Source organism: Niabella insulisoli (assembly GCF_039652435.2).
GTDB classification, from domain to species: Bacteria; Bacteroidota; Bacteroidia; order Chitinophagales; family Chitinophagaceae; genus Niabella; species Niabella insulamsoli.
Genome location: NZ_CP190246.1, coordinates 630,479 through 652,223, shown reverse-complemented (window position 1 = coordinate 652,223; position 21,745 = coordinate 630,479). Strand labels below are relative to the sequence as shown.

Sequence of the window (21,745 nt, the reverse complement as noted above, 5' to 3'; positions counted from 1 at the left end):
AATCTTTAAATTAATCAAAGTTTTTTTGTAAAAATAGCGCAAAATGCAAGGCTTTTAGGAGACGTTGCATTTCATAGGGCTCAACGTATGGCTGGTGTAAATACGCTTGAAATGTCTCAAGCATATTTTGTGTCTCAATATAATGGTTGGCGGCAGGGCTTTTGCAAACATTTTGAAAAGCATCCCTGAGTTCATCTGCCTGGGCTTTTACTCTGTAAACGATATCAGCGCTTTGCAGCCCTTTTCGCTTTTCATATAAAACGCAGTCGGGTATTTTATCTTTCATCATGCGCTTTATCAACATTCGGTTATTATAGTGCTTATCAAAGAAAACGTCATTGGGGATGCTGAAAAAAAATTCCATTAGATCAACATCTGCAGTAGGATCTCTCATTTCAAATCCAAAATACTGTCCATACTGCGCTCCTCTAGTGCTTCTTGGAGTATATAAATCCAAAAAGACTTTTTTCACTTCTCTCACATTTCTTACAACTCTAACGATACGCTTTTCTGCTCTTTTTGCATCATTAATAACATCATATTTTTCCAGAATCTCGGGTTTAATAAACATGCTTTGAACATATTTTTCCAAGTTGGCAACGGCGGGTCTTGTCCTGTTCAAAAAACTGTTCAAGTATTTTAAGACTATGGGCTTGGCCACTTGAGTTCTTAAGAACTTATAGGGACTTGCTATAAAATTAATGGGTTTAAAGGGTCGTAAATAATCTATGCCCGCAAATGAGATGGAGCCATTCCCTCCCTCTCCGGTAAGTAGAGCGCCAAATCCTTCTTCTGCGACAGTACTGTAAATATCGAGTATCCAATAAAGATTTGCTGCGCCGTGAGAGGGTGCGTTACAAATTTCCATTCCTTCCATCATTGCCTGCAGGATACTTTTGTGGCCAGAATTTAATAAAACAGATTGAATTTTTCCAGATGCGCGGGCTACATCTTCTATAAATTCGCTTTCATCTAAAATAGCGTATGATTTGTTTTTTTGACGTAAAATTTCATCACGATAAAATGGAATATGGCTAAATGTACGAAGCTGCTGCCCGCTTTTTGCGAGCAAGGATGCAGCCAGGTAGCTTACCGAGCTGCTATCTAATCCTCCGCTCAACATTGAAGCCGGCTGATGGTAGCTACGCAAACGAGCCTGAACGGCATGGTTAAATAACTCAGACATTTCATCGGCATAATCTTGCTTATTTTTATAGTGCCTCAATGGGATATTTTCGGGTAGCCAAAATTCCTCTAATAAAATTGTTTGGTCCTGAACAACAAGGCTATGCCCTGGTTTTAGGCTGTGAATATTTTTGAAATAGGTATCGCCATGGCTCAAATTATCATCCCAAAGGGCCATCCATCTGATGAGATTTAATTCGTTAAGCTCATTTTTTGAATTTTTCAGTGCTACTAAACTTCTCAAAGAACTTGAAAAGTAAAAACCTTCGCTGTTTTTTAAATAGTATAAAGCGGTATATCCCATTGGTGCTCTTGCAATGAACAGTTCGTTCTCTACTTCATCAAAAACAGCAAAGCTCCAGTCCCCTCGTAAATGCTCCACACATTTTTTCCCCCATCTCAAATACGCTTCTGTCATGAGAAGCCCGTCTGAGTAACGGCCTTTTACTTCTAAATTGAGCTGAGATATTAAAAATTCCCTATTGTCAATACGCCCCTGTGCCAAAAAAAATAGCCTTTGCTTTTCCAAATAAATTGGCATTTGTTCCCAAACCGCTTCGGGGGTATTTAGCGTAAGTACGTGACCAAAACCGATTTGATTAAGTTGATCAGTACTATGGGACTCATGCGGCATCGTTTTAATCGACTCGTACATGTTTTGAAGTGCTTCTCCTACCTGAGATGTTCCGCAATAATTCCAAACACCGAAAATGACGCTCATACTATTATTAAAAAAGCAGAGTTAAAAACTCTGCTTGACACGAAAAGATTATTGATTTAATTAGGATTTACCTTCTAGGTCCCCACCAGTGTTTGCAGAAGCATTCACTTCAATCTCTTTTACTTCTGGTGAAATCCACTCTTTTTTAATTTCCATAAGTGTTTTTTTAATAGTTATTAATGGTATTTCGTTGCAAATTAAGCTATTTCACCCTTTTTCGCAAACCGTTTTTCGATAAATTGTGGAAATTCTTCGATGAAGCCTGCATTTTTGGGGCGCACCGCCAGCCAATGCGGCACCGCGCCCAATATTTGGCTTATCAACTCAAACTGCACCTTGCCTTTTTTCATCGCAGGAATCCAATGACAACGATATACATTGTCGCAGAGCTTTTTAAACGCCTCCACATTCCGTATTTCGCGCGCCTCAACCATGGAACCTTCCACCTGCTCGAGAAAAATCAACTGTTCTACTTCAACTTTTCCATCTTCAAACTGATCGTGAAATAAAAATCCAAACTTATCGCGTTCTCCGTCGTCGTAAATTTTCTGCTTGTCTGCCTCATTCAGCAACACCTGCTCTCCAATCGTCTCCTGCCATAACCGGATCATGGGGTACGATGCCTGGGCAAAGCATTTGCCTTCTTCCACAAACAAGATCGCCGTATCATCCGTAAACGGCCGATACCCCATTTCCTGCAATTTCACGGCCATAGTGGATTTCCCCGTGCCCGAAGGCGCTGCGAACAAGACCACTTTGCCGGGGCCGGTAAACACGCCCGACACGTGAAAAGGAATCAGATTTCGCTGGTATAGCACTGCCGCCAAAGCATTCGAATAAAAATAAATCAGCTGACTGGCCAGATCAGCAGCAATGGGCTCAATGACAATGGAATTTCCATTACTGATATAAAATTTGACGCGCTCCGGCAAATGAAAAATCATTTCGTTCGCATTACAAACCGCGCTACTGTCGGCGCGTTTTCCTTCCTGCGTCAACTCAAGTGGCACTTTTCCCAATATCACCTGAACAGCATCCTCATCAGTGGCCGCTGCCTCAACCGGTAGCAAAGCAGGCAACTCTATTTCCGATGCCACAACAATTCCAAATGCACGATAATAGTATTTCATAATGGCGGCAAAAATATTGGTTAACAAACAGCTTCGAATATCTTTTTTCGATCAATTACCCATTTTAATCGCCAGAAATTAACGTGGAACTCCATCTCCTCGCGTCGCCATTTCCAAGGTGTAAATACTGGTTCCCGCGGTAATAAATAAGATATTCTTCTTCTTTCCGGCGAAACAAATATTGGCCACCCATTTTTCCGGCACGGGGATATGGGCGATTTTAACACCCGCTGCATTGTACACGGTCACCCCTTTCCCGGTTAGGTAAAGATTTCCGGCAGCATCCAGCGTCATCCCGTCCGATCCCTGGGTTACAAAAAGAGTACGATCCGTCAGCGTACCATTCTCCCTGATCATGTATTTATAAGTTTTGCTGTCCCCGATATCCGCAACATAAAGCGTCGATCCGCGCCCAACAATTCCATTCGGTTTTACAAGGTTAGAATCTACCAATCGAACCTGTTGCCCCTGCGCCCAATAATATACATTTTGCCGTTCTATTTCCGGCGCTTTGCGCGCCCAGTAATTGCGTTGATAATAGGGATCCGTAAAATAAATGCCACCCGCGCCATCCACCCAAAGATCGTTGGGGCCATTGAGTTTTTTGCCGTTTACGTTGGATAATAAAATCTTCACCCTGCCTTTTGGATCGACTTGCCATAGCTCGTTATGTTCATCCGCGCAGGCGATAATATTTCCTTTCGCATCGAGATAAAGCCCGTTGGCGCGGCCCGCTTCTTTTTTAAACAGCCTTAAGCTCCCCTTTTTTGCATCAAAAAACCAAATCGTATTATTCGGCTGGTCGGTGAAATAGACGTTGCCCCGCTTATCTGCGGCGGGACCTTCTGTAAAACTAAATTGATCGCTGATTTTTTTTAAACGCGCGTGAGGCGCTACAATTCCCAGCGAATCAAATAAAAGCGGAGGCTGGGCAGCCAACGCAATGCCTGTTATGGAAGCTATGCAAGCCAATAATATTTTCATGTGCTAAATTTAATAAGTAAGCGTCCAATGAGCCCCCTTTTGCATAAAAGATGCCTTCCTGTGATAAAATTGCTATTATTTAATGATTATACCTACCTTTGCACCCCCAATTAGTTCTTTTAGATATTTCGCTCAAAATCGCGGGTTGTAGCCAACCCGATGCAATTGCGTGAAATTGAGGAATTTGGGAGCTCGCCCCGAAGATCGGGAAGAGCGTTTGAACCAATAAATCATTTAAAAAATGGCAAAAGAAATCTCCGGCTTTGTAAAGCTGCAGTGCAAGGGTGGCCAGGCCAATCCTGCACCTCCAATCGGTCCGGCGCTGGGTTCCAAAGGTATCAACATCATGGAATTCTGCAAGCAATTCAATGCGCGCACACAGGACAAACCAGGAAAAGTGCTTCCTGTTTTAATCACAGTTTATTCCGACAAAAGTTTTGATTTTGTAATTAAAACGCCTCCTGCTGCGGTGCAGTTGATGGAAGCGGCAAAAATTCAAAAAGGTTCTAAAGAAAGCAACCGCTCAAAAGTAGGTAAAGTATCATGGGATCAGGTAGAAGCTATCGCTAAAGATAAAATGCCCGACCTGAATTGCTTCACCACTGAAAGCGCTATGAAAATGGTTGCCGGTACAGCACGCAGTATGGGATTAACTGTAGAAGGTAAAGCCCCTTGGGAAAACTAATCCATTAAAAGAACCGTTAAAAGAATTACAATGGCAATTACAAAGAAAAGAAAAGCTGTAAACACCAAGGTGGATGCCAACAAAGCGTACACGCTTAACGAAGCTTCTGCATTGGTTAAAGAAATAAACGTCGCGAAATTTGACGCTTCTGTTGATTTACACGTTCGCTTAGGTGTAGATCCTAAAAAAGCAGACCAGGCTATTCGCGGAACCGTTACCCTGCCCCACGGCACCGGTAAAACAAAAAGAGTATTAGTACTTTGCACACCCGATAAAGAAGCAGCAGCTACCGAAGCTGGAGCCGATCACGTAGGTTTGGACGAGTTTATCCAAAAAATTGAAAGTGGCTGGACCGATGTGGACGTAATCATCGCCACACCGGCTGTGATGCCGAAAATCGGTAAACTGGGTAAAGTATTAGGCCCACGTAACCTAATGCCCAACCCTAAAACCGGTACGGTAACCAACGATGTTGCCGCTGCGGTAAACGAAGTAAAAGGCGGTAAAATTGCGTTCAAGGTAGACAAAGCAGGTATCATTCATGCTTCTATCGGCCGCGTAAGTTTCACTCCCGAAAAACTGGCCCAAAACAGCCAGGAGTTTATCAACGCCATCATCAAAGCAAAACCATCTACCGCAAAAGGTACTTACCTCAGAGGCATCAGCATGGCCAGCTCCATGAGCCCCGGCATCGCTTTAGATACAAAAGGTTTTGTTCATTAATAATTGTTTTATGATACCAGCTGCAGTGCATGTGGCATCGATCTTGCGTCGCAATCACTTCATCTGTAGTACCAATGGCATCAAAAAAACAACCACAACAATTTTAAGCAATCTATCCCGTTCCCGCGGGACAGTCAAATCGAAATAAAATGACTAAAGATCAAAAAAACGACGTGATTGAAGTATTGAAAGGCAAGTTCTCTCAATACGACAATTTCTACATAACCGATACAGAATCACTTTCTGTAGAGCAGGTTAGCAAGCTGCGCCGCGCTTGTTTCGACAAACAGGTTGAAATGAAAGTCGCAAAAAACACACTTATCAAAAAAGCGTTAGAATCGCTCGATGCTGAAAAATACGCCGGCGTTTACGACTCTCTACACAGAGTAACCGCCCTGATGTTTTCAGAAAACCCGAAAGAACCAGCGGTTATCTTAAGTTCTTTCCGCAGCGAAGCAAAAGCTGAAAAACCCGAATTAAAGCTGGCCTTTATCAATGGCGACCTTTATGCCGGCGACAACCAGCTTAAAGCGCTCACACAAATCAAAACCAAAAACGAATTGATCGGCGAAGTAATAGGATTATTGCTTTCTCCAATTCAAAGAGTAATTGGTGCTTTACAAAACAAGCCTGAAGGTGATGTAGCCCCGGTAGCTGCAGCTGAAGAAGCTCCTGCTGAAACTCCTGCAACGGATGCTCCGGCAGCCGACGCAGCGCCCGAAGCGCCAGCCGCAGATGAAAAACCTGCAGCTGAATAATTCGATATATTTCAAAATATATACTAAACAATTTTTTTAAAAACTGCCGTCGGATCCTACATTTTAAAATGGAAATGAAGACGGTAAAAATTAACAAACAATGGCAGATATCAAAGCATTAGCAGAAAACCTGGTGGGTTTAACTGTAAAAGAAGTTCAGGAATTAGCTGATTTCTTAAAAAATGAATACGGAATTGAACCAGCAGCAGCTGCAGTAGTAGTTTCTGGTGGTGGCGACGGCGCTGGCGCGGCTGCTGAAGAAAAAACAGCATTCGACGTTATCCTGAAAAGCGGTGGCGCATCTAAATTAAACGTTGTTAAGATCGTTAAAGATCTTACTGGCTTAGGTCTTAAAGAAGCTAAAGAATTAGTGGATGGCGCACCTAAACCCGTTAAAGAAGGTGTTACAAAAGCTGAAGCCGACGAGATCGCAGCTAAATTGAAAGAAGCTGGAGCTGATGTTGAAGTAGCTTAATCTCCTGGTTAAAATCTATGAAAGAGCAATCATGAATATGGTTGCTCTTTTTTTATGGCACACATGTTGTCGAGTTTTCTGTAAGACGTTATTTTTTGTTCGTCTTAACATTTCGTCCTATATTTAACATACACTTTTGGTTTCAAGCGATATAAGCCCCGTTCGTTACCAGGTGCAGCAAAATAACCTTTAACCTTTTTTGAATTTTCAGTTCCCTCGCTAAATAGTAAAAGCTGAAATTCTTAACCCTTAAAAAGTAAAATACCGGAATAACTTATAAGCCCTTAAAACACACAATTATGAAACAAAAATTGAAGCGATTCTCGCGATTTTAATTTTCCTGGCTCCTTCCCGAAGTTAAATACGCAGCATCAACCACCAAGTGGATTGTAATGTGTTGCGCGCTATACCAAGAAGGACTTGTAACCACTGCCTCTATTAGGTTCCGCTTGAGACTTGTTCCGCTCAACTGACAGGGTTATGCCCTTTTCAGAACGGAAGTTCCATGCCCTTAAAAGTTGCGTGCGTTATATAAAATTTTACCTCTCAACCCTCTTCTGAAGGCGAAAAGCCCTCGGCTACCCTTCTATTGCCCTTTGCTCTAAAACCTATTTTTCAATTTAATAAAAGCCCTTTTTATGAAGAAAATTACATCTACAAAACCGCTACATGTTCTCATCCAAATTTTAAAACTGAAGCGGGTTCCGTTTTCGTTGCTCAAAAGTGTCGTCATCTTGCTATGCCTGATGGGCTCTGCTGCCATCGCACAAATTCCAACGAATACGACGCTTCCCATTGTCAATGGATCCGGACCTTTTACAACCGGCAACCTCTCTGTTCAAACAAGCTCTGGCGTTACCGGCTTTGTCAGCGTCGGCAACCTGATAGATAGCGACCTTGCGACGGCAGCTACTTCGGCCACGCTTTTTGCCGGCACCGGTTGGATCGAACTAGACTATACGGGGGGCACCTTTCCCGCCGGCTCCGAAATTGGATTTGTCGTGAACAACGGGCTGCTCAGCCTGGCGCTGCTCAGCAACGTGAGTATTATTACTTATAGCGACGCAAACCCTGCCGGATTGGGGGATGGAACTGTGGCTGAAACAATTGGCACTGGGAACCTGCTGGGTGTAGGTTTGGCATCAGGCAGATCAAAAATTTCCGGAATTACAACGCAGGCTTTTCGGCGCGTAAGGCTCAACTTTACCGGCCTCGACTTGGGCGCTCTATTGACAGGCGTGAGCGTTTTCAATGCCGAAGTGCTTGCTCCAACTGCAGGCGTTGCCCCTCCTTGCAATACGCCAACGGCACTGGCACAAAACGCATTCCCGGCCACTGCCACCTACGGAGTCACTGGCGTGGTAGGCAGCCTTACATCAGTGCAGGTAGCTAATATATTAAATACGTTAGCAGGAACTGATAATCTTGTAAGCAGTTCCACTGCTGACTTTGCCACCCTCTCTCCCGCCGGAGCTACTGTTGCGGGAGATGCTTACGTCAGTGTAAAACTATTAACCGGGGAAATTCCAGCCAATTATTTTGCGGGCTTTGATATTGAAAATACTACCAGCCTGTTGTCCGCTGACTTATTAAGCGGAATGACTGTTCAGGCACTTAACAATGGAACAGTAGTGCAGCAAGTAGGCGGCAGCGCATTGATCAATGCGGCATTGCTCGGATCCGCAACGCGGCAAACCATCGGCTTTTTGGTAACCACCGGTCCGTTTGACGAAGTGCGCCTGGTATTATCGAGCGGACTTTTAGGCGCCAGCGCCACGCTTTTAGGTAGCACCAATATTTATAGCGCCGTTGTCAAAAGCTTCTGCGCACCAGGCACATTAGGCACCTACACGATACTCGGCAACGGGCATCCAACAGCCAGTGGCATGGGCGTAATGGCAACAAGTGAATCGACCGGCCTCGCCGACGCAGCCGTCCTCCCGCTAAATGCGTCTTTAGATAATTTGGTAGATGCCGATACCACAAATTATGTTGAACTCAGCAGCGCATTGGGCATTGGTGGCGGCAACAGCGCTTCAGTGGCTGTTGCTACGCCGGGCCACACTTTTACAGGCGATGAGTATGTTGGCTTCGTGGTCGAAAGTGATGCCGGGCTGATTGACGTTACCCTCCTGGGAGGATTGACCATTACAACGTATAATAACGGCGTAGTAGCCGAAACCTTCTCCAATAGCAGCTTGTTGGATTTGCAAGCCCTCGGGCTGATCGTGTTGGGCGCTGATCCCGCATCAGGGCGTAGTATCATTGGCTTTCAAACCAGTAGCGATTTTGATGAGGTGGAACTGACCCTCAGCAACCTGGCAGGTGTTGGCAACTCGCTTCAGGTATATAGCGCCTTTGTAAGCACAGACCAGGCCCTGCCGGTGACCTTTGGTGCAATTACGGCTTCGCTGAAAAATGGAAGCCTGCTAGTTGACTGGAGCACCCTGAGCGAAACCAATAATAAAGAGTTTATTATTGAAGGTTCTGTAGATGGCCTGAAATGGTTTAAAATCGGGACTGTAACCTCTAAAGCAGCCGGTGGTACATCAGACGTAAAAATCGATTATAGCTTTAGCAAATCCCTTCAGGAAATCATCATGCTTTCAGGATTCTCGCTGATTTCGCTGTTCATCATAATTGCAATCATGCTGGCGGCCTTCCCTTCAATGAGACGGAAGCAGGCGTTTATTATCGCTGCGAGCCTTTCCATAGTAATGGTTGCTTCGCTTTGGTCTTGCAGCAAAGGCGACGCCCCCTATGATATGGAACAGAAACCAGTTGTGTTCGTGCGCGTAGGACAGATCGATCAGGATGGAAAAACAGCGTACTCGAAAGTAGTTAAAGTGGAAGATCAACATTAAGGGCTCTATTATCTCACAAATCCGGAAAGTCAGCTTTCCGGATTTTTTTTGCCGCTTTCTATCGTTTCAGAAAAATAAAAATCGACCCGATAAAAGTCATCGCAATCACAAATTTTCGATAGTGGCTGTCTTTAATAAGGGCCACCAACCTGATACCTAAAACAAACCCCAGAAAAAGCGCCGGCAAGAGCAGCAGATCTATTTTTAAGGTTGTGTAGTTAATATTATGCCATGCAAAAATTTGAAAAGGCAATTTAAAGAAATTGATGGCCAGAAAGACCCAGGCGGCAGTGCCTATGAAATTATTCTTAGGCATTCTCATAGCCAGGAAATAAATATTTGCAAAGGCGCCAGCCAGGTTGCCGATCATTGTTGTGAAACCTGAAATCAATCCCATGCCCGACACAAATCCTTTATTAGAAGGAACGATGATCGTCTTTCTCACTTCGAGATACACCATAATGATAACGGTGATGATGATAATGACGGCCATTATTTTTCGGAACAAAACTTCGTCCATCTGGCGTCCCGCCCACACTCCTACCAAAACGCCCACAATCATCCAGGGAATCAGCTTGCGAAAATGTTTCCACTCCGCGTGGCGATGATAATATTTTACAGCCATTAAGTCGGCGGCACAAAGCAGCGGCAATACAACGCCCGTCGATGCTTTTCCACCGAGCACGATCGCCATGATCGTCACGTTAAGCATGTCTACTCCCTTTAGCCCGGCTTTTGAAAGCCCGATAAAAAAAGCAGCGATCGCCAAAAGCGTCCAATGAAGAAGGGAATAATCTGAAAAAAGGGACTGCAAAGAATTATTTCATTTTTTTCAGGGCAGCCCACATTTCCTGCGCTACAAGCGTATTGCCTGCTGCGTTTAAATGCACGCGATCTGTGGTTAGCACACCTTTCTCCTCATTGCGCGGATTATTTTTATCGAGATAATTCATAAAAGAAGCTCTCAAATCAATCAGTGGAATTTTGTTTTCTGCGGCATATTCACGAATCCATTTGGCATATAAGTTAAGGTCGCCATCCTGGAGGTTGGTATCATCGTTATATTCCCCAATAACCGACGGGGTGCACATGACAGGCTGAATGCCGCGCTCTTTCATTTTTTTAATCATCTTGTCATAAAAGGCGCCGAATTTCCTCAGCTCAGTGCCGGTGCCACTTGTAGTTTTATGCCACACATCGTTGATGCCGATATAAACAATAACAATGTCCGGATTTTGATCTAATACATCTTCCTGGAAGCGGTAGAATAAATCATAGACTCTGTTGCCTCCTACTCCTTTTCCTACAAACTCGAAATCGCTTTGCATCTGATCCGCCTTACAAAGGCTGTCCACCTTCGGAATATAACCACCGGGGCCAGCGCCCTGTTGGGTAATCGAATCACCGAAAAAAATGACTTTCTTTTTTTTAATGGGTTGAAAAGCGAACAAGCTTAAAGCAAACAAAATGGCAAGGTATTTCATTCGTATATTTTTTATGGTTTTAGTGGTCGAATGGAACTTATAAGGAATATAATTTTTTAGTTTTTCCGGAGGTACGCTTGCCCATCAGCAGCCGGGAAAAAGCGATATGCGCTGCGTTTGAAAAGAAAGCATTTTTAGCGCGGTCGTCCTCCATTTTTTAATCATTAATCGAAATAACCTACTTAATAAAGTTTCGCAAGTTTAATCAAAAAACGGGAGACTCTCATCCGGTAAAAAAATAAAGTTCAAAAAACGCGCACCTTTTTGGGATAGCGCTTAGCATAACTAAACAGCATATTGGTGATCGTACTATTTTCTTTATAGGGCGTTACGAGGTCTTTAAAAGTTGCTGCATTTTCGACGGCAATGTTGGCATCAATAAAACCCATTCCGTAAAACTTTCCCTGCCACACCAGAATGCAGGATTGATTTTCCCTGGTTACACCATCGTCGATAATCACAAAAGATGGCAGGTTTTTTAATTTTTCAATCGCTGTCGTCACGCGGCTGTTGTAGCTCGCTGCGGTCTCCTGTTGTTCGCAGGCTTTTTTACATAGGATGTTATGCATTTTAGCATCGTATAAACCTTCATTTATAAAACATAGTTTTGGGCAGAGGTCAAAATCGTGCACCAACTGCCGCAGCGCGGCGCTGGCATTTTCGGCATGATGATAAGAAGTCACTACCTCATATCGGCTATTAATTTTGTCAACCGCTAGTCTCAAATACCCGTTCTGATCGTAAAAAGAAATGATGCCGTACACATCTTCGCGCCTTTTTTGCGCCGCGTTAAACCTGGGCCACAACCTTTTTATTTCTGAAGATTCTTTCACGGCGGCCATCAGTTCCGTGCCGCATTCTTCGAAACTAATGCGATGAATATGGCGCATAAAGTTTTGTTTCTGGCGGGTTGTGGCATTATTGCTAAAATGGCTGCTGACGCGGTATCTTATATTTTTGGCCTTGCCCACATACACTACTTTTCCCTTTTCGTCATGAAAATAATATACGCCGGCGGTGTAAGGCAGCTTTTCAAAATCTTCTTTCGGCACGTTGGGCGGTAACACGTGTTCTTTGGAAGTTCGCTTCAGACTTTTCAAAATATGCCCTTCCGTGTCATTGTCGAGCAACATTTTAAATAACGCCGCCGTGGCTTCCGTGTCTCCTCCCGCGCGGTGATGGTTCGTATGCCTGATGCCCAAAGCATAACAAAGTTTGCCGAGACTATAAGACTGATGGCCGGGGAGAATCTTGCGGCTCATTCTCACCGTACAAAGCTTCTGAGCTTCATAATCGTATCCCAAATGGCGCAACTGGCTGTGGATAAAAGAATAATCAAAATTGACGTTGTGGGCGACAAACACCTTTCCGTTCAACATTTCAAAAATCGTGGCCGCCACTGCTTCAAACGCCGGGGCATCGGCCACCATTTCGTTGGTAATACCTGTGAGCGCCTGAATATAAGAGGGAATCAGGTGGCCCGGATTGATCAGGGTTTCGTAGCGTTGCACGATTTGCCCGTCGTCGAAAATTATGATACAAATTTCCGTAATGCCGTTGGCCGCAGCATAGCCGCCCGTGGTTTCGATATCTACAATTGCGTACTGGATGTATTGATTCGTTTATAAGTTGATCCGTCCATTAGCTCATCAGGTTAAAATACCTCTTGGTTTCAACCCGTCAACTAATACGAAATGCTAAATTCGCAAAAAATACTGGATTAATGAATGGGCCGGATAAATATGAAATGTTTCAAAACCGTTTAAAAAAGGTTTACAGGCACTTACAAAAAACCGCAAAGCATCAAAACATAACCTGCTTTCGCATTTATGATCACGACCTGCCCGAATTTCCTTTTATCATCGAGAAGTATGGACCGCATGTCCATGTTTCCGAATATAAAAGAAATCACCAGCTCGATGAAGAAGCCCATGGCCGGTGGCTGGAAAAAAGCCGGTCTGTTATTGCAACGGTTCTCGGTGTAGCTCCGGATGACATTTTTATCAAACTCAGGAAAAGAAAAGCCGGCCACGATGATCAATACCAGAAAAACGCTGACTTAAAATCCGAATATGTGATTGAGGAACAAGGGCTGCAATTTATCATCAACCTGACCGATTATCTCGACACCGGTCTGTTTCTCGATCATCGCATTACGCGACAATTGATCAAAGAACAAAGCCAGGGTAAACGCGTGCTCAATTTGTTTGCCTACACGGGTTCCTTTTCGGTCTATGCTGCCGCGGGCGGCGCCTCCTCTGTCACAACAGTTGACCTGTCGAATACCTATATCAACTGGGCCCAACGAAATCTGGAAGCCAACGGTTTTGAAGGCGACTCGCCATATATTTTTTTAGTGAAAGATGTGCTGCAATATCTGCAGACGCTGGAAAAAAATACTTTTGACCTTATTATCATGGACCCGCCCACCTTTAGCAACAGCAAAAAAATGAATGCTGTTTTAGATATCCAGCGCGACCATGTAATGCTGATTAATCAATGTTTAAACGCGCTTGCGCCCGGAGGACTGCTTTATTTCAGCAATAATTTTACCCGTTTCCAGTTAGACGCCGCATCTATCCGGGCCTCCTCCATAAAAGATATCACCCGTGCTACAACGCCTTTTGATTTTGAGGGAAAGTTAAAAAGAAGCTGCTTCCTCATTCAGAAATAGCCTCAGCCGCGACGCACAAAAATATTCCCCATTGATCCTAAATTTGCGACATGTTTAATAACGATGATTTACAGGCCCGTTGGTGGACGCTCGAAGCGAAGCTGGTAGAGCGGTTTGGCAAGAAACCGGATATGGAAGCGATTTTATTTTTGATCGGCATACAGGAATTGGGAACGCCTGCAGAAAAATTTACAAAAGAACAAAAGCAGGATCTGATGCATATCGCTGTTTGCCGCCTGTTGGCGCCGAGCGGTTATTATGAGCTGGACGATACCGATCCGGACGGATGGCCACATTATAAGCAATTGAAACCCATGCCCGATCTGAACCCGATCGAACAGGAAAATTTCCTGAAAGACCACGTGTTGCTATATTTCGAAGATAAAGATTTCTAATGCGATTTATTTTCTACACTTTAGTGTCCGTACTGTTGCTGGGCTGTAGCTCTTCCAAAAGAATCAGCAAACGCGATTATAGAAAAGATGTGCTGTTGCAAACGAATTACGGCAATATGCAAATCAGGCTTAGCGACCAGACGCCGCTTCACCGGGACAATTTTTTAAAGCTTGTAAAAAGCGGGTATTATGACGGATTATTGTTTCATCGCGTGATCAATCATTTTATGATACAGGCGGGCGACCCCAACAGCCGGAATGCCCGGCCAGGCGAGCCGTTGGGAGACGGTGGCCCCGACTACACCATTCCTGCGGAGTTCAGGCCCAACCTTTTCCATCACAAGGGCGTGGTGGCTGCCGCCCGTGAAGGCAACGATGTGAATCCTCAAAAAGCCAGCAGCGGCAGTCAATTTTACATTGTGCAAGGCAAAGTATGGACGCCGGGCGGCCTGGATAGTTTTACGAGAAAACGCCTTAACGGCAAAGTTATTCCGGACGCGCAGCGTGAGGCGTACACCACTTTGGGCGGCACGCCGCATCTGGATCAGCACTATACTGTATTTGGAGCTATTGTAGATGGCATGCAGGTTTTAGACAAAATAGCTGCCGTGCCCACCAGCCGCTCCGTTGATAAAGATCGGCCTTTAAGAGATGTAGTTATCCTAAAAGCAACGCTGATCAAAAGAAAAAAGCAACAGCACCTTATATCCAAAAACTGATATTTTTATAACTCTTCTCTATCTTTTCAAGTGGATTTTCCGTACTGGATGCCATTTCCACGATGGCGTATTTCAGGCCTGCTTTTTCCTTTTCGGCAAAAATGGCCGGAAAGTCAACCGTTCCTTCCCCAATGGTTGTCGATTTTTCCCGGCTTTTATCGATGTCCCTTATATGCCAGCTGGCAAACCTTCCGGGATAACGGGCAAAATAATTGTTGGGATCCTGGCCTGCGTAAACCATCCAACCCAAATCAGGTTGAAAACCCACCAAATCAGCATCTGTTTCTTCGAGTAAAATATCAAAAAGGACTTTGTTTTGGATCTGCTCAAATTCGTGGGCGTGATTGTGATATGCAAGTTGCAAATCAAATGATTTTGCGATCGCTCCCATTTCGTTCAACCCGGCGGCTGCCCGCTGATACGCTTCGATCGAAGGCGCCAAATCATCCTTAAAAAACGCATGGACAATTTGCCTTAACCCCAGTTTAGCAGCAATTTCGCAGGCTTTAGGCGCTGTTTGAAGGTCGTGATAAAAATGGGCGCTGATCATGTGTAACCCCGCCGCCCGGGTTAAGCTTTTCAATTCATGAGACGAAAAATCCTGGATCCGCCCAGATGCCAGATCCAGCCCCGCCGGCTCCACATGCGTATAGCCCGCAGCAGCTATCCGCTCAAATGTTGTGGCCGCATCGCTTTGCAGCATAGGACGCAACGCCCATATTTGTGCACCCATTTCAACGCTCATGAAAAATTTATTGGGAATTTAAGCAGGTTTCATTTGTTGCAAAAGTTGCTCGAGGTCTTTTACGCGCTTTTCAAGTTCAGGTAGTTTGCGGCTCAACGCCTGGCTCCGCAATGCCGATGTATATTCGTGTGCCGGGGACCCGGTAACGGCCTTTCCCGCTTCAAGGTTTTTACTCACGCCGCTTTGTGCATTTATTTTGGCGCCATCGCCAATGTGTAAGTGACCTACGATGCCCGCCTGCCCGCCGATCATTACGCCCTTGCCCACCTTGGTGCTTCCGCTGATACCGGCCTGAGCCGCCACCACCGTGCTGTTACCAATCTCAACATTATGCGCAATTTGAATCAGGTTATCGAGCTTCGCGCCTTTTCTGATAATGGTTGAGCCAATTGTAGCGCGATCGATCGTTGCATTTGCACCTATTTCCACATCGTCTTCTACAACTACATTGCCGATCTGCGGCACCTTAGAAAAACTGCCATCGGCCTGAGGTGCAAAACCAAAACCGTCGCTGCCAATGACCGTGCCGGCATGCACCGTAACGCTGTTCCCAATCTGGCAACTATGTAATATTTTAACCCCAGGATGCAGGGTACAGTGATCCCCTACCACCACATGATCGCCCAGGTAAGCGCCGGGATAGATTTTAGTACCTTTTCCGATTTTTACATTTTCGCCTAAATAGCAAAACGCACCGATAAAAACATCCTCGCCGTATGAAGCAGAAGCAGCAATATAAACCGGCTGCTGCACGCCCTTCAATTGTTGCTGTTTCAGTTCCTGATATTTACCCAAAAGCGCTGCAAACGCGGAATACGCATCTTTAACGCGTATCAAAGTAGCTGCAACAGGCTTTTTTAATTCAAGCGACTCGTTAACGATGACAATGCTGGCTTGGGAAGAATAGAGATAATCTTCATATTTGGGATTGGCTAAAAAACTCAGTTGGCCCGCTCCTGCTTCTTCAATTTTACCAAACGAATGAACTGTAATTTCAGCGTTGCCTTCTACCGTTCCATTAATTAACAACGCTATTTGAGATGCAGAAAAAACCATTTGAGGATTTTTAGATTATAAAATTTCGACTAAAAGTAGGCAAGTAAATAAACATTAAAAGTTAAACTTCAACCCTTAAAAAGCAAAAGTAATATTTTTTAACAGGCTCGCTGATCTTTACATTAATCAGCGGATGATCGACCTGGGAAATATCTTTTAACGAACCGTCTTTATGTAAAATATTAATGCTTTCATCGTCGAAGTTGTAGAGCAGGTTAGTAGCTTCTCCTCCAAATGCAAAATAATCCGCGTCTTTTTCCTCGATTTGCAGGGCTTTCGCTAATTCCCTTTTCTTTTGCTGCTGAAACTCCGGATCGATGGCTGTGGCCTGCAGCCGGATATGCATAATTTTTCGGTGGATAATCGCTCTGCATAATATGGAAAGAATGCGATCGGGGTGATTGCACCAGTTTTTTACGGTCGCCATTACATCGTGATCATCCATCTCGCAGAAATCGTCGAGCAGGGTTTCAATTTGATTTTCAGCGTCAGAAGCTTTTAAAAATTTGTCAAATGCGGATGTGGCGGCAGCAATTTTCCCGCCGTTGGCAATCAGGTGTTTGGCGCGGCGAATCACCATAATCAGCATTTTCTCGGCCGCAACCACGGTTTTATGCAAATAAACCTGCCAGTACATCAGCCGCCGGCTCAGCAAAAACTTTTCGATTGAATAAATAGCTTTCTCTTCTACCACGAGGTTGCCGTCTTTTACAGCAAGCATTTTTATAATGCGGTCGTAGCCAATAACACCTTCTGCCACGCCTGTAAAAAAACTGTCCCTGTTGAGATAATCCATCCGGTCGACGTCGAGCTGACCAGAAACTAATTGATGCAGAAATTTTTTAGGGTATTGGTTGGTAAAAATATCAATCGCCAATTGCAGCTGGCCATCAAATTCGCGGTTGAGCTTTTGCATGATGAGCAGCGATATGCTTTCGTGGTGTGCATCTTTAATTAATTCGTGCTCAAGCGCGTGAGAAAACGGGCCATGGCCAATATCGTGTAATAAAATAGCCAGTTTAGCGCCTAATTCTTCCGCGTCTGTTATGATGGTTCCCTTATTTTTCAATTCGTTGAGAGCGGTGCACATCAGGTGATACGCTCCCAGGGAGTGATGCAACCGGCTATGTACCGCGCCGGGGTACACCAAATGAGCAAACGCCATTTGATGAATATTCCTTAACCGTTGATAACAGGGATGGGAAATAATTTGCAGCAGCAGCGGATGATCGATAGTAATAAATCCGTAAACCGGATCGTTGATTATTTTACGCGTTTCAGCCATATAAAGAGGCAAAGGTAGCGCTAACCTGCTATTATTCATATTCCCCATGATATTAACATGGCCCGAAGCCTCTCTGCTCAAATGGTTATATTTGCGCATCAATTGTCAAAATGATCAAGTACACGCAAAATACGTTAGACAAGCTGGAGGCGATACCTGAACAATGTGGATATATTCTGAGATACGAGCGCGGTAATTTCCAAAGCGGTTATTGCATTTTGGATAATAAAAAAGTGGTTGTTTTAAATAAATTTCTGCAAATCGAAGGGCGCATCAACGCGTTGATCGAAATTATTCCCCAGTTGGAAATTGACGCGGCCCTGCTCGACGAGCCGTCGAAAAAGCTATTTGCCGAAATAGTTGAAAAATCGGCGGAAGAGAAAGAAGAATAGCCTATTTTTCTTTATTTTCATGTGTTATTTTTCTATTTTTAATTTTTGCCACATGGAATTCCGCAGGAAGAAAACATTCATCGTACCGGGTATGAAAATGAATATTTTCTTATGCTACATTTCATGTGTTATTTTTCTATTTTTAATTTTTGCCACATGGAATTCCGCAGGAAGAAAACATTCATCGTACCGGGTATGAAAATGAATATTTTCTTATGCTATATTTCATGTGTTTATTTTTATAATCAGCCCTGTTGGCCAATGGGATTTTGATCATAAAGATGGATCTACACTCATATTTTTATTTACATTGTCGCAACCACCCTTACAGATTAGTTTTTTAGGAACCGGGACCAGTTCGGGCGTGCCCATGGTGGGTTGCCACTGTGAGGTTTGCCGCTCGGCCAGCCCGAAAGATAAACGGCAGCGTTCAAGCATTTTAATAGAGTCGCCGGAAACCAACGTGGTTATCGACGCCGGTCCCGACTTCAGGCAACAAATGCTAAGCGCCGCAGTTGAAAAATTAGATGCCATCCTGCTTACCCATTCTCATAAAGACCATATCGGGGGCCTGGACGATGTGAGAGCTTATAATTATTTTCAGAAAAAGCCGATGCAGGTTTATGCTACCGCGGCAACCTTGAATAGGGTGAAAGTTGAGTTTGATTATGCATTTGCCGAAGTAAAGTATGCCGGCGTTCCGTCTATTGAGTTGCACACCATCAATGAAAGCGACGCTTTTACAATTGGTGATTTAAAAATTCTGCCCATACCTGTGTGGCATATGTTTATGCCCGTTGTGGGTTTTCGCACTGGCGATTTCACCTATATAACGGATGCCAACCGCATCGACGACAATTCGAAAGAAAGAATAAGAGGCTCAAAGGTATTGGTGTTAAACGCTTTACGAAAAGAAAAACATATTTCCCATTTTACCTTGGATGAGGCATTGGCGCTGGCTGATGAATTGCAGGTTGAGCAAGCCTATTTCATTCATTTATCGCATCAGATGGGATTGCATGATGAAGTTTCGGCCGCACTTCCTGCCAACCGGCATTTAGCTTATGATGGCCTGAAAATAAAAATATCCTAACATTTGTTAGCGAATTCATTTTCTTATGCCTATATTTACAATAGCCTCTTCGCTTGAACAACAGGATATTAAGTTTTCCGCCACGTCGATCGTGGCGGTTTTTTTATAGTACAAACCAAAAAAAGTGGCTGTTGCCACTTTTAAATTTTTTTCAAAATGTTTGAATGCTAAACTGGCTCCTGCGTTTGCTTTTGGCCAACTGCATCTTTTACATTTTGGGGCACTTTATCCCAAAGATTTTTGCCTGTTTCAGATATTTTATCCTTGACATTTTGCTTTTGCTGAGGTGTCATTTTGTACTTCCAATAAGCCCAGGCTGCTAATCCCAAGGCAATCAGTCCGCTTGTTTTATTTTTCATACGTTTATTTTTTTAAAATTAAACTTTATAAATATTCAACTAAAAACGTGCCATGATAACTGAAAGATTTGTGATAACCGGCAATTCATGTTTTTAGTCGCACGAACTATTCCTGATGTTTTCAATCGCTTCTTTCTGTTCGCCGGTATAAAAAGTGGGGCAGCTTTGCAGGAATTTTATCGCTTCGCTTTTTACCTTTTCGCAGTTAGCCTTTGTGGGGCTTTCATTAAAATCCTGCACCGCTTTGACATATTTCTCGGCGTCTTTACCGCAGGCGGCGGCGCCTAACGGATTGTTAGCTTTTTTGCAGCTTACAGCAAAGTTGAGGGCCATAACGGCGACTGTTAAAGCAGTTCCTTTTAGCAATTTTTTCATCGCGTGTATTTTTTTGGGTTTATAATACCGTAAAAATACACGCCACACCTGGCCAAACTACTCTACTCACCATTATTAGGGAGGCTGTTACTTAATGGAGCGCGCGACGATATGGCCCACTTCCTCGATTGAAACCCGCTCCTGTTGCATCGTATCGCGATAACGGATGGTCACCGTCTGGTCTTCTTTTGTCTGATGATCGATCGTTACACAGAAAGGAACGCCCAAGGCATCCATTCTTCTATAACGCTTACCAATGGCATCTTTCTCTTCATAAAAACATTTGAAAGCGCCGCGATATTGGGCCATTACTTCGGCCGCTATTTCGGGCAATCCATCTTTTTTCAAAAGCGGGAAAACCGCCAGTTTAATCGGGGCCAGTTTAGCCGGAAATTTTAATACAACACGACTGTCCTGCTTTTCGGCCGTGCTCAAATCTTCTTCCGTATAAGCCGAGCAAATCATTGATAAAAACATCCGGTCGAGACCGATCGAAGTTTCAATGACATATGGGATATAATTGCCGTAAGGCTTTCCGGTTTCCGGATTGATATCATTATCAAAATACTGCATTTTCTTTCTGCTGTATTCCTGGTGCCTGGACAAGTCATAATCGGTGCGGCTATGAATGCCCTCCAGTTCTTTAAAGCCCATGGGAAAGTTAAATTCAATATCGCAGGCCGCATCGGCGTAGTGAGCGAGTTTTACATGATCGTGAAAACGGTACTCTGATTCGGGAACGCCCAATTCCAAATGCCATTTCAAACGCGCCTGTTTCCAGTGTTCATACCATTCTTTCTGGGTGCCAGGCCTTATAAAAAATTGCATTTCCATTTGCTCAAATTCGCGCATGCGAAAAATAAACTGGCGGGCCACGATCTCATTCCGGAACGCTTTACCGATTTGCGCAATACCAAAAGGGATCTTCATCCGCCCGGTTTTTTGAACATTCAAAAAATTGACAAAAATACCCTGCGCTGTTTCGGGGCGCAAATACACTTTATTGTTTTCATCCTCGGAAGAAACGGTAGAACCAAACTCCGTTGAAAACATGAGATTAAATTGGCGGATATCTGTCCAGTTGGCCGTTCCACTAACGGGGCATTTAATTTTATTATCGTCGATAATTTTTTTCAGCGCATTCAAATCGCCCGCGGCGTCGGCTTGCTCCATTTGACTGATCAGGTCTGCAGCCGCTTCGGCGTTGCCGGCTTCTTTCAAAAGGTCGGCGTGCGACTCGATCAAATGATCAACACGGTACCGCTTTTTACTGTCTTTATTATCAATCATCGGGTCATTGAAACCATCTACGTGCCCGCTGGCTTTCCAGGTTGTTGGATGCATGAAAATGGCAGCATCAATCCCCACGATATTGTCGTGCATCTGCGTCATCCAATTCCACCAGTAATCTTTGATATTTTTTTTCAGCTCTGCGCCCCATTGTCCGTAATCATAAACGGCCTGCAAGCCATCATATATTTCACTACTCGGGAATATAAAACCGTACTCTTTACAATGCGAAATAATCGCCTGAAATCTATTTGTCTCTGTTGCCATAGGGCGCAAAAATAAGGCAGGAAGTTCGATTTAGGGGTTTAAGATTTGTGATTTGATTTTTTTTAGATACCGGGCAAAAAATATAT

General features: G+C 44.1%; 23 protein-coding genes. 10 read left to right on the top strand and 13 right to left on the bottom strand.

What is annotated here, in order from left to right:
* Nucleotides 1-10: 10 nt before the first annotated feature.
* From ABDK00_RS02840 to ABDK00_RS02830, 3 genes are all read right to left on the bottom strand, one after another.
* Entirely contained in the window at nt 11-1,906 is a 1,896-nt protein-coding gene (locus ABDK00_RS02840; protein WP_346237992.1) for an asparagine synthetase B family protein, read from the bottom strand.
* A gap of 197 nt (nt 1,907-2,103) precedes the next feature.
* Nucleotides 2,104-3,036, bottom strand: a complete 933-nt coding sequence (locus ABDK00_RS02835) for a hypothetical protein (protein ID WP_346237991.1) — start codon at nt 3,034-3,036, stop codon at nt 2,104-2,106.
* A gap of 78 nt (nt 3,037-3,114) precedes the next feature.
* Nucleotides 3,115-4,020, bottom strand: coding sequence for an SMP-30/gluconolactonase/LRE family protein (locus ABDK00_RS02830; protein WP_346237990.1), 906 nt, complete (start codon nt 4,018-4,020; stop codon nt 3,115-3,117).
* A 241-nt stretch (nt 4,021-4,261) separates the two neighbouring features.
* Between ABDK00_RS02830 and rplK the strand changes: the two genes are divergently transcribed.
* The 5 genes from rplK (at nt 4,262) to ABDK00_RS02805 (ending at nt 9,525) form a co-directional block, all read left to right on the top strand.
* Nucleotides 4,262-4,705, top strand: a complete 444-nt coding sequence (gene rplK, locus ABDK00_RS02825) for a 50S ribosomal protein L11 (RefSeq protein ID WP_346237989.1) — start codon at nt 4,262-4,264, stop codon at nt 4,703-4,705.
* Between the two features lie 30 nt (nt 4,706-4,735).
* Complete coding sequence (gene rplA / locus ABDK00_RS02820; RefSeq protein ID WP_346237988.1) at nt 4,736-5,428, top strand: 50S ribosomal protein L1; 693 nt, start codon at nt 4,736-4,738, stop codon at nt 5,426-5,428.
* A 149-nt stretch (nt 5,429-5,577) separates the two neighbouring features.
* Entirely contained in the window at nt 5,578-6,186 is a 609-nt protein-coding gene (gene rplJ / locus ABDK00_RS02815) for a 50S ribosomal protein L10 (protein ID WP_346237987.1), read from the top strand.
* Nucleotides 6,187-6,286: 100 nt separating this feature from the next.
* Nucleotides 6,287-6,661: a 50S ribosomal protein L7/L12 gene (rplL, locus tag ABDK00_RS02810; RefSeq protein WP_346237986.1), complete on the top strand. Its 375-nt coding sequence runs from the start codon at nt 6,287-6,289 to the stop codon at nt 6,659-6,661.
* A 638-nt stretch (nt 6,662-7,299) separates the two neighbouring features.
* The gene (locus ABDK00_RS02805; RefSeq protein WP_346237985.1) at nt 7,300-9,525 is read left to right on the top strand and encodes a hypothetical protein; all 2,226 of its coding nucleotides are present in this window, start codon (nt 7,300-7,302) and stop codon (nt 9,523-9,525) included.
* A 58-nt stretch (nt 9,526-9,583) separates the two neighbouring features.
* Here the strand turns inward: ABDK00_RS02805 and ABDK00_RS02800 are convergent, their stop codons facing one another.
* The 3 genes from ABDK00_RS02800 to ABDK00_RS02790 form a co-directional block, all read right to left on the bottom strand.
* Nucleotides 9,584-10,339, bottom strand: coding sequence for a sulfite exporter TauE/SafE family protein (locus ABDK00_RS02800; protein WP_346237984.1), 756 nt, complete (start codon nt 10,337-10,339; stop codon nt 9,584-9,586).
* Nucleotides 10,340-10,343: 4 nt separating this feature from the next.
* Complete coding sequence (locus ABDK00_RS02795) at nt 10,344-11,009, bottom strand: SGNH/GDSL hydrolase family protein (protein WP_346237983.1); 666 nt, start codon at nt 11,007-11,009, stop codon at nt 10,344-10,346.
* A gap of 245 nt (nt 11,010-11,254) precedes the next feature.
* Nucleotides 11,255-12,607 (bottom strand): exonuclease domain-containing protein, encoded by a 1,353-nt coding sequence (locus ABDK00_RS02790; protein ID WP_346238305.1) that lies wholly within the window; start codon nt 12,605-12,607, stop codon nt 11,255-11,257.
* Nucleotides 12,608-12,732: 125 nt separating this feature from the next.
* Between ABDK00_RS02790 and ABDK00_RS02785 the strand changes: the two genes are divergently transcribed.
* The 3 genes from ABDK00_RS02785 to ABDK00_RS02775 are packed head-to-tail and all read left to right on the top strand — an operon-like array spanning nt 12,733 to nt 14,797.
* Nucleotides 12,733-13,683 carry a class I SAM-dependent methyltransferase gene (locus ABDK00_RS02785; RefSeq protein ID WP_346237982.1) on the top strand — a complete coding sequence of 317 codons (951 nt, stop codon included), beginning with the start codon at nt 12,733-12,735 and terminating at the stop codon, nt 13,681-13,683.
* Nucleotides 13,684-13,733: 50 nt separating this feature from the next.
* The gene (locus ABDK00_RS02780) at nt 13,734-14,078 is read left to right on the top strand and encodes a hypothetical protein (protein WP_346237981.1); all 345 of its coding nucleotides are present in this window, start codon (nt 13,734-13,736) and stop codon (nt 14,076-14,078) included.
* Nucleotides 14,078-14,797, top strand: coding sequence for a peptidylprolyl isomerase (locus tag ABDK00_RS02775; RefSeq protein WP_346237980.1), 720 nt, complete (start codon nt 14,078-14,080; stop codon nt 14,795-14,797). The genes ABDK00_RS02780 and ABDK00_RS02775 overlap by 1 nt, the downstream gene beginning before the upstream one ends.
* Here the strand turns inward: ABDK00_RS02775 and ABDK00_RS02770 are convergent.
* The 3 genes from ABDK00_RS02770 to ABDK00_RS02760 form a co-directional block, all read right to left on the bottom strand.
* Nucleotides 14,781-15,542 (bottom strand): sugar phosphate isomerase/epimerase, encoded by a 762-nt coding sequence (locus ABDK00_RS02770; protein WP_346237979.1) that lies wholly within the window; start codon nt 15,540-15,542, stop codon nt 14,781-14,783. The genes ABDK00_RS02775 and ABDK00_RS02770 overlap by 17 nt on opposite strands.
* A gap of 18 nt (nt 15,543-15,560) precedes the next feature.
* The gene (gene lpxD, locus ABDK00_RS02765; protein WP_346237978.1) at nt 15,561-16,598 is read right to left on the bottom strand and encodes a UDP-3-O-(3-hydroxymyristoyl)glucosamine N-acyltransferase; all 1,038 of its coding nucleotides are present in this window, start codon (nt 16,596-16,598) and stop codon (nt 15,561-15,563) included.
* 61 nt (nt 16,599-16,659) lie between these two features.
* Entirely contained in the window at nt 16,660-17,982 is a 1,323-nt protein-coding gene (locus ABDK00_RS02760) for an HD domain-containing protein (protein ID WP_346237977.1), read from the bottom strand.
* Nucleotides 17,983-17,993: 11 nt separating this feature from the next.
* On the opposite strand from ABDK00_RS02760, the gene ABDK00_RS02755 reads away from it, so the two are divergent.
* Nucleotides 17,994-18,275, top strand: coding sequence for a hypothetical protein (locus ABDK00_RS02755; protein ID WP_346237976.1), 282 nt, complete (start codon nt 17,994-17,996; stop codon nt 18,273-18,275).
* A 181-nt stretch (nt 18,276-18,456) separates the two neighbouring features.
* On the opposite strand, the gene ABDK00_RS02750 is transcribed toward ABDK00_RS02755, so the two are convergent.
* Nucleotides 18,457-18,504: a hypothetical protein gene (locus ABDK00_RS02750; RefSeq protein ID WP_425474792.1), complete on the bottom strand. Its 48-nt coding sequence runs from the start codon at nt 18,502-18,504 to the stop codon at nt 18,457-18,459.
* Between ABDK00_RS02750 and ABDK00_RS02745 the strand changes: the two genes are divergently transcribed.
* Entirely contained in the window at nt 18,505-19,368 is an 864-nt protein-coding gene (locus ABDK00_RS02745) for an MBL fold metallo-hydrolase (protein WP_346237975.1), read from the top strand. It abuts the gene before it with no gap.
* A gap of 167 nt (nt 19,369-19,535) precedes the next feature.
* Here the strand turns inward: ABDK00_RS02745 and ABDK00_RS02740 are convergent, their stop codons facing one another.
* The 3 genes from ABDK00_RS02740 to ABDK00_RS02730 form a co-directional block, all read right to left on the bottom strand.
* The gene (locus ABDK00_RS02740; protein WP_346237974.1) at nt 19,536-19,727 is read right to left on the bottom strand and encodes a hypothetical protein; all 192 of its coding nucleotides are present in this window, start codon (nt 19,725-19,727) and stop codon (nt 19,536-19,538) included.
* 93 nt (nt 19,728-19,820) lie between these two features.
* Complete coding sequence (locus ABDK00_RS02735) at nt 19,821-20,102, bottom strand: hypothetical protein (RefSeq protein ID WP_346237973.1); 282 nt, start codon at nt 20,100-20,102, stop codon at nt 19,821-19,823.
* A gap of 87 nt (nt 20,103-20,189) precedes the next feature.
* A complete protein-coding gene (locus tag ABDK00_RS02730; RefSeq protein WP_346237972.1) occupies nt 20,190-21,659 on the bottom strand; it encodes a glycine--tRNA ligase in 1,470 nt (489 codons plus the stop codon).
* Between the last annotated feature and the right edge of the window lie 86 nt (nt 21,660-21,745).

Coding starts and splice junctions, on each gene's coding strand:
- ABDK00_RS02785 (WP_346237982.1), top strand. CDS start 12,733: ATGAATGGGCCGGATAAATATGAAATGTTTCAAAACCGTTTAAAAAAG.
- ABDK00_RS02735 (WP_346237973.1), bottom strand. CDS start 20,102: ATGAAAAAATTGCTAAAAGGAACTGCTTTAACAGTCGCCGTTATGGCC.
- ABDK00_RS02770 (WP_346237979.1), bottom strand. CDS start 15,542: ATGAGCGTTGAAATGGGTGCACAAATATGGGCGTTGCGTCCTATGCTG.
- ABDK00_RS02775 (WP_346237980.1), top strand. CDS start 14,078: ATGCGATTTATTTTCTACACTTTAGTGTCCGTACTGTTGCTGGGCTGT.
- ABDK00_RS02830 (WP_346237990.1), bottom strand. CDS start 4,020: ATGAAAATATTATTGGCTTGCATAGCTTCCATAACAGGCATTGCGTTG.
- lpxD (WP_346237978.1), bottom strand. CDS start 16,598: ATGGTTTTTTCTGCATCTCAAATAGCGTTGTTAATTAATGGAACGGTA.
- ABDK00_RS02755 (WP_346237976.1), top strand. CDS start 17,994: ATGATCAAGTACACGCAAAATACGTTAGACAAGCTGGAGGCGATACCT.
- ABDK00_RS02835 (WP_346237991.1), bottom strand. CDS start 3,036: ATGAAATACTATTATCGTGCATTTGGAATTGTTGTGGCATCGGAAATA.
- rplL (WP_346237986.1), top strand. CDS start 6,287: ATGGCAGATATCAAAGCATTAGCAGAAAACCTGGTGGGTTTAACTGTA.
- ABDK00_RS02740 (WP_346237974.1), bottom strand. CDS start 19,727: ATGAAAAATAAAACAAGCGGACTGATTGCCTTGGGATTAGCAGCCTGG.
- rplA (WP_346237988.1), top strand. CDS start 4,736: ATGGCAATTACAAAGAAAAGAAAAGCTGTAAACACCAAGGTGGATGCC.
- ABDK00_RS02780 (WP_346237981.1), top strand. CDS start 13,734: ATGTTTAATAACGATGATTTACAGGCCCGTTGGTGGACGCTCGAAGCG.
- rplJ (WP_346237987.1), top strand. CDS start 5,578: ATGACTAAAGATCAAAAAAACGACGTGATTGAAGTATTGAAAGGCAAG.
- ABDK00_RS02760 (WP_346237977.1), bottom strand. CDS start 17,982: ATGCGCAAATATAACCATTTGAGCAGAGAGGCTTCGGGCCATGTTAAT.
- ABDK00_RS02795 (WP_346237983.1), bottom strand. CDS start 11,009: ATGAAATACCTTGCCATTTTGTTTGCTTTAAGCTTGTTCGCTTTTCAA.
- ABDK00_RS02730 (WP_346237972.1), bottom strand. CDS start 21,659: ATGGCAACAGAGACAAATAGATTTCAGGCGATTATTTCGCATTGTAAA.
- ABDK00_RS02840 (WP_346237992.1), bottom strand. CDS start 1,906: ATGAGCGTCATTTTCGGTGTTTGGAATTATTGCGGAACATCTCAGGTA.
- rplK (WP_346237989.1), top strand. CDS start 4,262: ATGGCAAAAGAAATCTCCGGCTTTGTAAAGCTGCAGTGCAAGGGTGGC.
- ABDK00_RS02805 (WP_346237985.1), top strand. CDS start 7,300: ATGAAGAAAATTACATCTACAAAACCGCTACATGTTCTCATCCAAATT.